Source organism: Peristeroidobacter soli, assembly GCF_004138485.1.
GTDB lineage: Bacteria > Pseudomonadota > Gammaproteobacteria > Steroidobacterales > Steroidobacteraceae > Steroidobacter > Steroidobacter soli.
Window position 1 is genome coordinate 1,327,586 of the sequence record NZ_RYEV01000003.1, and the last position, 14,787, is coordinate 1,342,372.

Here is a 14,787-nt window from a genome sequence, read left to right on the forward strand (position 1 = left end):
TATGTCCGCGCACACGTACACCATCGATAACATTACACGCGAGCTGCCAGGGACGCTTCAACAATATCTGGAAGCGCAATATCACATCTGGGATGAAGACCTGGTCAAAGAGCGCCAGCGGCTGCTTTCGGAGAGAGGCACCATTTTCCAGGAACCATACATCGAGGCGACTCCGAGCTATGTGGCAGGCCAATCGTACTCCCAGCTAAAGCTTCCGCCGTCCGTCACGAAACTGCTAACGGATGCCTCGAAAAAAGTGGGGGACGTCTCGACCGGTATTCCGTCGACTCCATATGCTCATCAAGCGAAAGCCCTCGACGCTTTCTTCAACAAGAAGAATGAACTCGTCGTTTCGACGGGTACCGGCTCAGGTAAGACCGAAAGCTTCTTGATGCCGGTGATTGGAAGTCTCGCGCTCGAGCGAGAGCTTCGGCCTTCCAGCTACGCGATGCCAGGGGTTCGAGCGTTGCTGCTCTATCCGATGAATGCACTCGTCAATGATCAGATGGCGCGTTTGCGGCGTCTGCTCGGTGCCCCTCATGTGCAAACACTTCTCCAACGATCTGACGGCGCGCGCGCTCGTTTCGGCATGTATACGAGCCGTACACCTTATCCAGGACCACCTGATTTGCGCCGCACGCGCAAAGAGGTCGGTAGATGGCTCGATAACTTCCAACGAGAGTACTCGTCGCAGAGAGCGCGCTTGCTTGCGGAGGGGAAGTGGCCGGCGAAGGACTTGGATCAATTTCGCAAGACCTTTCAAACGGCTTCGACCGACGTTGAACTATTGACTCGGCACGAAATGCAATGTCGACCCCCGGATGTTCTGGTTACGAACTATTCGATGCTGGAGTACATGCTGCTGCGGCCTGTGGACGCCGATATTTTCGATCAGACCGTGCAGTGGCTGGCGGATCCTCGCAACGAATTCATCGTCGTACTGGACGAGGCGCATCTCTACCAAGGCGCACAGGGTACGGAAGTGTCGCTTCTCCTGAGGCGGCTGATCAGCAGGCTTCGCATTCCACGTCACCGTGTTCGCTTCATTCTCACCAGCGCCAGCTTGGCAGAAGGACCTCGTGCGCACGAGATTATTCGTGACTTCGCCTCGCGGCTGACCGGATCGACCGACGACGGTGCCTCATTCGAAATCATCACGAGTCAGTTGGACAAGCCCAATGGCGACATCTCTGTTTCGATCGCTGAGGTAGATGCATTCAAGGCTGTTGATCCGACCGATTTGTACCGGTCTCATATTTCGCTCGACCCAGCCATCGCTGCACTCAAGCGGATCGCAGCAGCCTCGACGCAATCCACTCTGTCACGCGTAACGACGCAAAGCGAACTACGAAGCGAGTACTTCGCAGTGTTATCCGAGTCTCCGGCCTATCGCCGTCTTGCAAGTGCCGTCATGGGTAAGCCAATGGCGCACGTCGTGTTGGCGTCACACGTGTTTGGAAAGCATCCAGGGGCGATCGGCGCGCTCGATGGGTTGCTCGCGGCCGCGGCATTCGCACAGAGGATCGCCGACGAAAAAATCTTGCTTCCGTCACGCGTTCACATGCTCTTTCGGGGTCTCGAGGGCGTGTTCGCGTGCATCAACAGCGATTGCACGCAACGCGTCGACACGTCTAAGCCTACGCGACTCGGACGCCTTTATGCCGAACCTCGACTCCAGTGTGAATGTGGCGGCCGCGTATACGAACTGCTCACGCACCGAGATTGTGGCGCCGCGTTCTTGCGCGGCTATTGCCGCCCGTCGGACGAGTCCTTCCTGTGGCATGAGCCAAGCACCGGGTTAGTTGACCCCACGCGGGTGCTTACTGAGCTACATCTTTCGGTTGAGACAGACCGTCATCAAAGTCGACAACCTGGCAACCAGGTGTGGTTGCACATCCCCACTGGGCGACTCGATCTTAATCAACCCGCATCGACACAGGATTTCCGTGAACTCATTCGGCCGGGCAACGGAGCGGTGTCCATCGGTGGTCGCAGCGTGATCACGTTCGATCGCGAATGCCCAGTCTGTCTCGGCAGATGGCGCGACGCCGACCGTCCCAAGATCATGGATCTCGTAACGAAGGGCGAAGATCCATTCGCTCATCTGATCGCTACACAAGTCCGGCTTCAGCCCGCCACGCTCCCTCTTACAGCGAAAATGAAAAACGGTGGGAGAAAATCTTTGTTGTTTTCCGACGGGCGTCAAAAGGCAGCCAGACTCGCCCGAGACGTGCCGCGTGTTCTGGACCGTGATGCATTCCGACAATGCCTGCTGTTTGCCGCAACGGAACTGCAGACGATCAAAGGTGAAGCGCGATTGGCAGACAATTTCATTTACATCGCCTTTCTAGCGGCATGCAACAGGCTGAACGTAAGTTTCTTCGACGGGATGGACTTGAACCTGCTCGCGCGCGACGTCGCAGACTTGCAGCGAATGTTCAATGGCGACTTGCGTTTGGCATTCGGCGATGAGCATACAGCAACGCCCCCGCCTCGCTTTCGTGTGGAAATACTTCGAACGCTCGGCAGTCGTTACTACTCGCTATTTGCACTGGGGTTAGGATACGTCGCGCCGCGAAGGACAAAGCGCGACGAGCTCATTCGTACTCTAACCCCACTCGGTCTAAGTCCTGAAGACGTTGACGCGATTTCCATCGTATGGATTAACGATCTCCTTAACGACATGTCGCTGTATACGCCTGCTGCAGCAGGTCGACAGATTCGCAACCTAGCCGGCGATGGTTATATTAAGGAGATAGGTTCGAAGACCGGCTTCACGCGCGCACAGAAGGCCCGCCTACGGCGCGACTGGAGCGTTGACCCGGCTCGGTTGGAAACAGAGCTCTGTGGTGTGATGACGATCAACACAGGTGGCGCTCGCTTCTCACTCGCCGAACACTCATTGCAGCTCATCCCCGCCTTAAAGCACGGCTGGCATCGATGCCAGAAATGTATGTTTTTGTCGCCAGCGCTATGGCGTCGCGAGTGCCCGTCCTGTGGTGCAGCCGATGTTCTCGCGGTGCCGGTCGGTGGGGATGTGTACTTGCGTGCGCGAAAAGATTTCTGGCGAGTGCCGGTAGAGAAGGTGTTGGAAGGCACCTCAACACCGCTGACTTTAACGGTGGAAGAACACACCGCTCAACTCGGTCATCGCGATGTTGAGGACGTGGAGTCCACGACGGAATCGTACGAGCGACGATTCAGGGATATTTTGATCAACGATGAATCGTCAATCGATGTGCTCAGCTGCACGACGACTATGGAGGTGGGCGTCGACATTGGGTCGCTGATTGCGGTTGGTCTGCGCAACATGCCGCCTTCTCGACACAACTATCAACAGCGAGCGGGCCGAGCGGGTAGGCGAGGAAGCGCAGTTTCAACGGTTTTGACCTACGCCCAAAACAATCCTCATGACGCTCACCTCTATGCACATCCGGTCGAGCTCATCGCCGGCGCGCCGCATGTGCGCGGCCTAGACATTCACAACCCGAGCTTGGTCGAGCGGCATGTCTTCGCTGAACTGATCCAGGAATTCTTTCGGTCTACATCTCAAGCGCTGCGCGACAACAACGTCTTTGCGTCGCTCGGGCCTACTAACAGTTTCTACACCACCGCGGGCGACGGATCGTTCGTCAAATTTCGCGAGTGGCTTGATGGCCCCGACGGCGATGCGGCCATAGGCCGCATCGACGCTTGGATTCCGAAACAATCGGGTTTGGACGGGCGCGAATGTGCGCAGACTCTCGTCGCCAGACTAGAGGCCCGTCGGCTTGAAGCGAGCGGACCTTTGCCCACAGATGAGGAACAACTTATCGAGTTTCTCTTCTCTCGGAGCTTGTTGCCGTCGTACGCTTTTCCTCGAGATTTGATTGCACTGGAACTGCCTGCGAATCCTCGAAAACTTCGGCCGCAACAGGGTGCCGCGATCGCGCTATCAGAGTATGCGCCGGGACGTACAGTCGTTGTTGACAAGCGCACATATCGCGTAGGCGCGGTCACGTCCGCGTCGCTAGCCGACTTGAACGATCGAGCGCGTGCACTGTTCAACTCCCCCCGTCCGTACCTTCAATGCGCCAACTGTTTGTACACGGAAGAACCGAATCGTCATCCGGCTGGGACTGCATGTCCTGTCTGTGCTGTCGGCAACCTCGACCTAATTACTGTCATTCAGCCCGAACTCGTATGGCCCGAGAGAGGGCGTGAAGTTGATGAACTCGATGACGACCAAACATTCACCGATACAACGTTAGCCCAGCTCCCGGTGCCCTCGAGCGACGCAGCCTTTGATCGGGGCCACCGGTTTAGCGATCAAGCGATCACCAAGTTCGGCCGCGATGTCCCCCTCGTGGTCGTGAACCGCGGGGAGGTTGTTAACGGAATACCGACCGGCTTCGTCGTTTGCGAACGATGTGGACACGTTGCACTGAACGGTGTGCCATTTCCGCCCTCGCACGAGCGTCACTATCCTCCGGCGCCCGGGATCCTCTCTCGGCAGTGCACTGGGTCCCCGCGGACTGTCTATCTGGGATACGAGTTTCGCACGGATGTGTTCCTGCTAAACGGACAGCTCACAACCCCGTTTGTTAATGATGTTCAAGACCGGGAGTCGATGCCGGCACTGCGTGCCGCTTGCCTGTCGTTGGCGCAAGCAATCGCCACGACGTCCGCCGACGAGCTAGGAATTGATCCGCGTGAATTGCAGCCGGGCTTCAGACTGATGCCAGGCGAGGACAATAAAGCTCTCGTGGATCTATATACCTATGACACGACGCGTGGTGGCGCAGGGTACTCGAAGTTGGTGGGCGAGAACTTTTCTTCATTCTTCGATGAGACACTTCATCGTCTGGGAAGCTGTACCTGCGATACTTCTTGCTCGAAGTGTTTGCGTACATATCAAAATCGTTTCGATCATGCCACTCTTGATCGTCGCCTTGCGATACGGCTTGGGCGCTATCTCTCGATGGGCGAAGTGGCGCCAATTGAGCCGCTCGATATTCAACGAGAACAGCTCAGCTCCCTTTCGAAAATGCTGTCACTTGATCACTGGACGATCGCCAAGAACCCCGTCATGGCAGCGCAAGTATCGAAGAACGGCAAAGTCATAGATCTTTCGATAAGACCGTCCCTTCGCGATCGACAAGCAGACCCTCCTTCCTTCGCCGCCTGTGTCGTACTCAGTGAGTACGAGCTGCAGAAGGATCTTCCCTCGTGTCTGTTGAAGGTAGGGACCTGACTGCATGCCTGTAATTAAGCTTGCAACACGAGAAGCACTGTTGCGAAGACGCGTTCGCGCGCACCTGCACGAACTGGGCTTTACGAAGAATGCGAACGGGACCTTGGTTCCGCCTAGCTTGAACAAAGAAGGTTATCGCGATCTACACATGCCTCAGCGCGAGGAACGCCTTGAGAGCGAAGCAGCCTTCCTAGAGGCTCATGGAAGCTCGCTGATCGATAACTTCGCGTACGGTGGAACGATTGACGTAAACCGTATGCAGATCCGATTGGAGCTCATCGACAGCGGCACATGGCAGTCCAACCTTTTCAGGTTCGCGACACTGCTATGGAGTATTCCCGTCTCCTATGGTTTTGGGCGGCGAATGCGATACCTCGTGTGGGACGACTACACCGAAAAATTAGTCGGCTTGTTCGCTCTCGGCGACCCCGTGTTTAATCTTCGCGCGCGAGATCGGCTGATCGGATGGAGTTCGGACGACCGCGGGGAGCGGTTGGTTCATATCATGGATGGCTATGTGGTTGGCGCCGTGCCGCCGTTCAATCGATTGCTTGGTGGGAAGCTCATCGCAAGCCTAATGCGTACTCGAGAAGTGGTCGACACCTTTCGCCAGCGCTACGGATCGTCCGAGGGCATCATTAGTGGAAATGCCAAGAATGCTCACCTCGTCGCCATCACAACAACGTCAGCTCTCGGCAAGTCGTCCGTTTACAACCGGCTCAAATTGAATGGGGTCGAATACCTATCGAGCATCGGCGTAACGGATGGCTACGGCCATTTTCACTTTCCGCGTGAACTCTTTGAGGAAATGCGGGCTTATCTGGGAGCGAAGAAGGACCCTTACGCAAACAATCATCAGTACGGGGACGGGCCGAACTGGCGACTTCGTACGATTCGCCGTGCATTGACGCTGCTCGACATGGATCCTGACCTTGTGCGTCACGGATTAGCACGTGAAGTGTTCTTCGGTCACGTCGCAGACAATGCGTTCGACGTTCTTCGTGGGAAGCGAAAACATCCAAAGTATGATTCGCTTTTGACCGCCGCGGAGGTAGCGACGCAAAGCATCGAACGATGGATGAAGCCAAGAGCGATGCGGGACTCTAGCTTCAGCAAGATAACGCATGCCGATATCTTGAATCAGATCCACTCGTCGATGTCGGTCATCCCCGGTCCGGTGCTCCATAATCGTGGATAGAGCAAGAGACGCTGCGACAGGCGAGTTGGTGTGGGCATCGGACGCCCTCGCTCGGCGTCCTTATAGGTGTCCGAACTGTGGGCAACGCGTGAGTGTGCGTGAGCCGAGATCTTCCTTTCGCGCGCGTCACTTCGCACACGCAATCGGAGTCGCTGATCAAGACTGCGAACTCTATTTTCCCCCGAGTTTTCGTTATTCTGGGCGCGCAGCGGCGTACGAACAGTTCAGCGAGGTCGATCGCCTACATCATGATCACCTTGAACTGACCGTTGGTCCGCACGGCCCCTTGTTGGCGCTTTGTTTGCCGCCGGCAGGAAAAGGGGGGTGGACGGGAAGCATCCAGTTCTCCGCGCAGCGAGTTTCTAGGCAGCTCAGATGGCATCACCTTCAGCGCGGACAACGAATCGAGTTTCCGCTATTCGACGGTAGATGGTCGCTAACCCCAAACGGCGTTGTGGCGCTTGAGTATCTCGAAAGCGTGCAACTCGGAGATCAGTCGCTTGAAGCCGGCGCGAACCTCTTCTATGTCGAGCGTGCACTCGGACGCCGTGTGCTTCCAGCAGAGAGCATCTCGTGCGGCGAGTCTGTCCGCTGGCTCAGTCGGCAGCCATTTCAGTTGCCGAATGAACTACGAAACGCTATCGCCGTTGAGTGCGAGTATCAAGCTAATGGATGGACTCTGAATCGGCTCGCGATCCCATCGCAGCTTTCGGGTGTTCAGTTGCGTTTGCTCACAGAATGGATTCAGCGGCGCGTTGCTGAGCAGCGTGTGCGTGTGTGGGTCGAATCACCGTGCGCCGATGCATATACCGCCCAGGGCGCCCCAATCTACCCACGAAACTCGATACTCAGAATTCGATCAGATCGCACAGTTGACTTTAAACTTCGGAATGTCGACACCTCTCGCGTTTTGCACGAGGCCGTCTCTGCTACCGAATGTGTTCTTGAAGCGAATGAAGAGGGGCACATTGAAGTCCTCGTTAACGATCACCACTCGGACTTCATTTACATAGGTTCTGCTGGAACCCCTATTAATGCACTGGTGAGATTTGCGGGCGCGGAGCCCGCCGACATTTCTTGTGCGCAGCAGTCGCTCGACGCCGTCATATCTTCGGGACGAGATCGCTGTCCGATCCTCGTCACTGTGGGTTACGGTGTAGTGGCCGAACTCCTGTCGGCTGCTCGTCTTAACGTCGAATCAGATGATCGCGTGATACGGACCGAACTGCGTCCAGGGTCTTACATACGCTTTGACAAATTGGGCGAAGTGAGTTGGCCATCGCCCACGCCTGCTGTTGTCGAGGATGCGTTGTCAATTGACAGAGAGTGCCAGGTCGAAGCGCCGCGACTTCAAGAGAAGATTCGATGGCTGCGTTCGCTGGCAGGGCATCCTGCCGCGACGTCTATCCGCTTACGGCTTCCTACGGCTCTGGCTCGTCGGGAGCCTTTCGCGTCACTCGCGACGCTGTCCTGGCCGGTGAGATGGGCACCGCATGTAAGACTGTTCCAACGTGACCTGGAGAACCTCTATCCATGATTCACGGCATTGATAGGCACCGGTTTCGTTTCCTTCTTCGGTGCGCGTTGAAGCCCGATCTGGTGAAGTCCTTTCTGAAAGACAACAGGGTTGCGCTGGTTGCCGCAGGGGCGCCACTCGACAACGTTCCTAGCGATCCGCAGGTAATGTTGCGAGTAATAGAGGGCTTCACTCAGAAGGCTAATCAGATCTTCGGCAAGTGGCTCTATCAGAAGATCAAGCCTAATGGGGCACAGCCTATCCCGCAGTTGATTCTTCGGTGGCGAGCAGTGGAGGAACTCGGTGTCGTTTACGACGATGTTGAGAGAACTTCACTCAGTCAGCAAACGCTGTATGACCTGTTCGGAGCTTCGCCCGATGAATCATTGCTTGCGTTTCTTCGAACGCCAGTTCGTGACCAACCCCAACACCAGCTTGCAATACGCTCAGAGGAATGGCTCACCCTGGCCACGTCACTCCTCGCGAAAGATCGCGTGGCGGTCGAATCTTCAGGATGGACAGACGCAGTCGTAGAACTTGTTGGCGCAGTTGCGCGGCTGGACGGCTCATCGCTCTCGGTGCAGCGACCATATGCGCCGGTGCTTGCCGAGATCCAGGCGGCAATTGAGCTAGCAAGGCCGACAGTCGTAACAACGACACCCGAGTTGCCGGCGGCTTCGCCTCGCGGCATACAGAGTAGTGGCCCCGAACTCCGCACTTTCGATTCGAAGATTGATTACACAAAATTTTCGGTCATCGCTACCAATCGCATCCCGCGGACTGTTGACGCGTATTTGCTGGTTGTCGAAGGTTTCGTTGATGAGAACGGGATTGCGTTCCGTTTGGCCGAAGATGATCTGAAGAGGGCGATCCCAACGATTGGCCGGATCATATTGCATCCAGATCAGTACGACGTCGCCCCCGTGTATGGGGAACCCAATGCCTATGAGGTCGAGCGATTTCCAACCGAGCGGGAGGCACGAGTCAAAGTCAGTCGCCGTCTCGTCGGTGCGCTGGTTTCTGTTGTTTTGATGCCTCACAGCACTGCAGATGCCCATCGAATCCGAGACTACATCGCAGACTACGCAAAGCGACATCTCGGTTCGATGGCCGTCTTTGTCAGTTCCGACAAGAGCTGCCTTATGCCTCGCGTATCGACATTGCAGAAAGTCCTAGCTCCTGATTTTGACTGGCAACTCGATTTGTGGGACACGATGGACGCGGTCGAGTTACAAAACGGCCCGCATGTCGCGCGGCTCGGCTTGAAATCAGCCTCAAAGTCCCTGAACTGTGCGCCGCTCGCGGCCGCGGCCCGAAAGCTCCTTCGCATCTACACAGAGCGCTCACAGGCAAAGTTGTCGAAGACCTCCAGGGAACTGCTCGTCGAGCTATTTGATGTGGACGATTTGCGGTTTGACGAGGCAACGAAGGTTCGCTTGAAGGCCAACCTCGACGCTATCGCAAGAGGATCTGAGGATTTCAACGAGCTCGTGAGTGCGTTACTGCAGACACAAGTCATCAAAGACGAGATCGAGCGACGGATTGCGGCAGAGGTTGACGTAAGAGTCGCTGAGAGAGACAGAACCAAGCGCGAACTTGAACAGTTGCGGATACAGCGGTCTCAGGTGGAGCGTCGCATCTTGGAACTCAACCGTGAAGCCGAAGAAAAAGCTGCGGAAGTCCGTTCGGCGGTAAAGCGTGCTTTCGAGCAAGCCCGAGACAATGGCATTGCGACGCTTGCGGACCTTTCACTATTTGACTTCTTCCTGAATCGCAACGGTAGCGCCGAACGATCGTCCTCCAATGTAGCCATGCCCGCGGTTGTGGAAGCACCCAAGCCGTTCGTCGAAACGCTACCTTCATCAGGCAAGAATGTTGGGGATGTTTTCCGACGTTTCGGTGTCGAACCGATGTTTTCCGATCGCCTCGGAGCTGTCATACACCTTGCGCATGCAGGCGGATCCCCCATTGTCTTGACCGGCGCCGGCGCGTCTACGCTTAGCACTGCCTTGGGCACCGCCCTCAGCAAATCCTCATGCGTGTCCATCACAGTGGAGTTGGGGCAAATCGCCGAGCAGCATTTTGAGCATCAGGTAGCGGAGGCGAATGCGGATGTTCTCGTCATGCGACAAGCGAATGTCTCGGACCTATCTTTATATGCTCGTTCGTTGCTTGATGCGATTGTCCAGAGGATGATGACTCAGAGCGATTCGCCACCATTCGGGATCATATTGGTGGACGCGGGTGGGCCGGCAGCGCTACCGTGGCCACCAGAGATCCTAGAGTCAGCGATCGGGATCGAGCTAAGTCACGTAGGCTCGAAGTTGAAGCCCGACGCGCTAACAGTCCGTAGGGATGATGGTGGTTGGTTGCGCCATCGACTACATCTTCACTACGGTAACGTTGTCGATGAGCATCCGGCGCATGCCAGCTCGCTGGAAGACTTCAATCGATTGCTACTTTCGCTCGAGTAGCCATCACTCCTTTGCGCAGAGTGGTTGGATCGGAAGTGCAGTCGAAGAGATGCAACGGATCGAGAGATTTGATCAGCGGACTTAACCCGGCAGACTTCGCAGGCGGCTGCAATGCCTTACATGGATGCTTCCAGGCTTTGCCTCCCTTGGCGCTCGATTTGATTCGTCCTTCCTTGGCCGCGCCCGGGTAGCGAGCAGCCGCCGATGTCGATCGCTGGCATGTTGGCCGGGTGTCTCTTGGTCTATGTTCTCGCTCAAGCCTGAATTCGGTGGGCTATGTGACAGGCGTCTTACTGGTCTCACCAATTTGCTTCGTCAGTGCGAGCCTAGCGCGCCCGCGCTGCTTCACGGCTTCCGGATCGAAATCCCGGACGCGCCCGGCTTCGATGTCGCGCCATCCTAGCTCAAGCGCTTGTCGCAGTTCTTCTTCGGATTGCTCTCTTTGGGTAGGGTGCATTTTCGTTCCGAGTTCGGATGCCTCTCTGTCTTAACACCTTCGCATGCATCAACGCTGCGTGGGAAGCGCGCCTGCTGGCTATCAATCAAATGCCATCTGCGTTGAGTGTCAGCGCAGGTTCAAATCGACCGAGGGATTTCGCGCTGTACCGGCGTCACTAAGCGTAGCAGCGTCGCGCTACCGATCACTGATGGCTTAGAAATCATAAGAGTGACAACGACATGGGGTGAAAAAGAAGGCTGTGAGTGCCGTCTCTGTCGCGAGAACTTCGCGACACATCGCCACAGAATGCGACGATTTGCAACAAATGGTCGGGGTGACAGGATTTGAACCTGCGACCTATACGTCCCGAACGTAGCGCTCTACCAGGCTGAGCTACACCCCGAAGAAGGACTTCTCGAATCGAAAGCTGGCTGGATTCAGTAGGTGCGTTCGACCGCAAATTCCGCCAGTTCGCGCAAGGCTTGCTTGTACGCCGAGTCGGGCAATACGGCGATTGCGTCGATGGCGAGGGCGGCCTCCCGCCGCGCGAGCCGCGCAGTGTACGCAAGGCCTCCGGTAGATTCAATCGCCGCAGTGATGCGTCCCAGCTCCTCGATGCTGCCCTCTTCAATACTGCGTCGGATCAGCACGCGCTGGTCTTCCGAGCCGGTGCGGAGCGCATATATAAGAGGGAGGGTCGGCTTGCCTTCCGCGAGGTCGTCGCCGAGGTTCTTGCCAAGTTCCTCGCTGTTTGACTGGTAATCCAGTACGTCGTCCACCAGCTGGAAAGCCGTTCCTAAATGCCTCCCGTAGGCGGCCATCGCGGCTTCAACAGAAGGCGAAGCTCCGGCCAATAGCGCAGCGATTTGCGCGCCGGCCTCGAAAAGCTTGGCGGTCTTCCGGTAAATGACCTCGAAGTAGCGCTCCTCCGTGGTGTCCGGGTCGTTGGCGTTCAGGAGCTGCAGCACCTCGCCTTCGGCGATTTTGTTGGTGGCGCTGGCCATCACGGCCATGATCCGCATGCTTTCCAGCGAGACCATCATCTCGAAGGAGCGCGAGTAGACGTAATCACCCACCAGCACGCTGGCTTCGTTGCCCCACACTTCATTCGCGGTGTCGCGGCCGCGGCGGAGTTTGGAGCCGTCGACCACGTCGTCGTGGAGCAGGGTGGCCGTGTGGATGAATTCGATGATGGCGGCCGCCTCGGAGTGGCGCTCGCCCTGGTAGCCGCAGGCGCGGGCGACGACCACGACCAGGAGGGGGCGCAGGCGTTTGCCGCCGCTGCCGACGATGTATTCGGCGATCTGGTTGACCAGGACGACGTCGCTGGCGAGGCGGTTGCGGATGACCGCATCGACCTGTCGCAGGTCGACATCGACCAGCGCTTTGACGGACTCGAAGCTCATGGATTCCAAAGGGAAATAACCGACGGCGAATGTTAGCCCATCAGGGGCGGCAGCTGTCGCATGTCGCAGACTTAGTTGTTTTCAGGGCCTGCACCACGCCCCGAAATGCGCGAAAATCCTTGCGGAGGACACTTCGTCGTAGTTTTTGCGCTGGATGTGGCTCCAAGAGTTGCTTAGTACCCGTCCGCTCCGTACACTTCACGCCCTTTTCCGCCGGGGGCTCCCGGCCCCCGGAGCATTGGGTCAATCATGTACGCCGTCATTTCCACGGGTGGTAAGCAGTACCGCGTCAGCGAAGGCCAGGTCCTCCGCGTTGAAAAGCTCGATGCCGAGGCAGGTGCCAATGTCGAGTTCGACAAGGTGCTGCTGGTCGGTTCGGGCGATCAGGTCAAGATCGGCGCGCCGTTCCTGAGCGGTGGCAAGGTGACGGGCACCGTGCAGAGCCACGGCAAGGGCGATAAGAAAGTCATCGTCAAATTCCGTCGTCGCAAGCACTACCTGCGCCAGGGCACGCATCGCCAGCTCTTCACGGAAGTGAAGGTCACGGGCATCGTCGGCGGCTAATTCTTCTTAATTTCGGAGCGCACACGCCATGGCACATAAAAAGGCAGGCGGCAGTACCAAGAACGGCCGCGACTCAGAGTCCAAACGACTCGGTATCAAGAAGTTCGGCGGTGAGCACGTGCTCGCCGGCAACATTCTGGTCCGTCAGCGCGGCACGGTGTATCGCGCCGGTGACGGCGTCGGCACCGGCACGGACTACACGCTCTTCGCGAAGACCGAAGGCCGCGTGGTGTTCCGCAAGCGCGGCGTCGAGCAGAAGACGTTCGTGAGCGTCGTCGCTGCCGAGTAATCGCGACCCGCTGTCGCAGGATCGAAAGAGCCCCGGCCTCGCGCCGGGGCTCTTTTTTTAAGCCCGCCGTGCACCCAAACTAGCAACATGCGTTTCGTCGACGAAGCCACGATCAAGGTTCAAGCCGGTAACGGCGGGCGCGGCTGTGCGAGCTTCCGTCGCGAAAAATTCATTCCGTTCGGCGGCCCCGATGGCGGCGACGGCGGGCATGGCGCGGACATCTATCTCGTCGGTCGAGCGGGCATCAACACGCTCGCGGATTTCCGCTACAACCGTGCCTTCCGGGCGCCACACGGCACCGCCGGCTCCGGCAACGACCGCACCGGTGCGAGCGGCACCGACCTGATCGTCGAGGTGCCCATTGGCACGACCGTCGTCGACGTCGATACCGAGGAAGAGCTTGGCGACGTGACCGAGCCTGGTCAGCGACTCCTGGTCGCCAAAGGTGGCAAGGGCGGCTGGGGCAACACGCGCTTCAAGACCAGCACCAACCGCACGCCGCGCAAGGCGATGCCGGGTCTGCCGGGTGAGAAGCGCGACCTGCGGCTCGAGCTCAAAGTGATGGCCGACATCGGTCTGCTGGGTTTGCCGAACGCGGGCAAATCAACGCTGATCCGTGCGGTTTCGGCGGCGAAGCCGAAAGTTGCCGACTATCCGTTCACGACCCTGCATCCAAATCTCGGCGTCGTGAGCGTCGGCATCCATCGCAGCTTCGTCATGGCGGACATTCCCGGGCTGATCGAAGGCGCGGCGGAAGGTGCCGGCCTCGGCATTCAGTTCCTGAAGCACCTTCAGCGCACTCGGGTGTTGCTGCATCTCATCGACGTGAGCCCGCCGGACCCGGAGGCCGATCCGGTGAAGGATGCGCGCGCGATAGTGGCGGAATTGAAGAAGTTCAGCGCGAACCTGGAGAAGAAGGAGCGCTGGCTGGTGCTGAACAAGGTCGACCTGCTGCCCGAGGATCAGGCGGACAAGGTCTGCAAGGACATCGTGCGTCGGCTGCGCTGGAAGGGGCCGGTGTATCGGATCTCGGGGCTCGCGCACCAGGGCACCGAGGGGCTGTGCGAGGACATCATGAAGCGGCTGGAAGAGATCGACGCGCCGCGCGAGGCCGAGGTCGGCTGAGGCGTGCTGGCGGGCGGCGTATGCCGCCACCAATAAAAAAAGCCGGGCAATGCCCGGCTTTTTTCGTATCCGAAGTTCGGACCGTCGGCTCAGCCGGCCGACAGCTCCTTCACGCGCGCATTCAGGGCGCTCTTATGACGAGCAGCCTTGTTGCGATGGATCAGGCCCTTGTTCACGGCCGAGTCGATGATCGGGCCAGCGGCCTTGAGCTTGGCGGCGGCGGTTTCCTTGTCGCCGGCTTCCACCGCGTTCACGACGCCCTTGATGGCGGTGCGCAGCTTCGAGCGGCCCGCCACGTTACGGGCACGGCGCTTGACGGTCTGGCGGGCGCGCTTTTCGGCGGACTTGATATTGGCCACGGTCGTGAGGGCTCCAAAAACGAGGCCGCGAATTTTGCCGATCACACCGCCGTAAGGCAAGGGCAAAGTGGCGGTCCGCCCGGAAAATAGCCCAATCGGTCAGCCACGGACCGGGAAATCGCCTGTGGCTGGCCATAATTCGGTGCGAAAACGGGGACAGGTCTGGGTTTCTCGCACGCCAGAG

General features: G+C 57.9%; 8 protein-coding genes and 1 tRNA gene. 6 read left to right on the forward strand and 3 right to left on the reverse strand.

The features are described 5' to 3' along the window. Position 1: 1 nt before the first annotated feature. From EKO19_RS14505 to EKO19_RS14515, 3 genes are all read left to right on the forward strand, one after another. A complete protein-coding gene (locus EKO19_RS14505) occupies positions 2-5,233 on the forward strand; it encodes a DEAD/DEAH box helicase (protein WP_129777091.1) in 5,232 nt (1,743 codons plus the stop codon). 118 nt (positions 5,234-5,351) lie between these two features. After that, entirely contained in the window at positions 5,352-6,431 is a 1,080-nt protein-coding gene (locus EKO19_RS14510) for a Druantia anti-phage system protein DruA (RefSeq protein ID WP_217705344.1), read from the forward strand. A 1,533-nt stretch (positions 6,432-7,964) separates the two neighbouring features. After that, a complete protein-coding gene (locus EKO19_RS14515) occupies positions 7,965-10,421 on the forward strand; it encodes a hypothetical protein (RefSeq protein ID WP_129777093.1) in 2,457 nt (818 codons plus the stop codon). Between the two features lie 765 nt (positions 10,422-11,186). Here EKO19_RS14515 and EKO19_RS14520 read toward each other — a convergent pair. Together EKO19_RS14520 and ispB are read right to left on the reverse strand one after the other, a co-directional pair. After that, positions 11,187-11,263: transfer RNA gene (locus EKO19_RS14520), tRNA-Pro, on the reverse strand. 34 nt (positions 11,264-11,297) lie between these two features. After that, a complete protein-coding gene (gene ispB, locus EKO19_RS14525) occupies positions 11,298-12,266 on the reverse strand; it encodes an octaprenyl diphosphate synthase (RefSeq protein ID WP_129777094.1) in 969 nt (322 codons plus the stop codon). Between the two features lie 249 nt (positions 12,267-12,515). On the opposite strand from ispB, the gene rplU reads away from it, so the two are divergent. From rplU to cgtA, 3 genes are all read left to right on the forward strand, one after another. Then, positions 12,516-12,830 (forward strand): 50S ribosomal protein L21, encoded by a 315-nt coding sequence (rplU, locus tag EKO19_RS14530; protein ID WP_129777095.1) that lies wholly within the window; start codon positions 12,516-12,518, stop codon positions 12,828-12,830. Positions 12,831-12,858: 28 nt separating this feature from the next. After that, positions 12,859-13,119, forward strand: a complete 261-nt coding sequence (rpmA, locus tag EKO19_RS14535; protein ID WP_129777096.1) for a 50S ribosomal protein L27 — start codon at positions 12,859-12,861, stop codon at positions 13,117-13,119. An 87-nt stretch (positions 13,120-13,206) separates the two neighbouring features. Then, entirely contained in the window at positions 13,207-14,244 is a 1,038-nt protein-coding gene (gene cgtA, locus EKO19_RS14540) for an Obg family GTPase CgtA (RefSeq protein WP_129777097.1), read from the forward strand. An 89-nt stretch (positions 14,245-14,333) separates the two neighbouring features. On the opposite strand, the gene rpsT is transcribed toward cgtA, so the two are convergent. After that, positions 14,334-14,603, reverse strand: coding sequence for a 30S ribosomal protein S20 (gene rpsT / locus EKO19_RS14545; protein WP_129777419.1), 270 nt, complete (start codon positions 14,601-14,603; stop codon positions 14,334-14,336). Between the last annotated feature and the right edge of the window lie 184 nt (positions 14,604-14,787).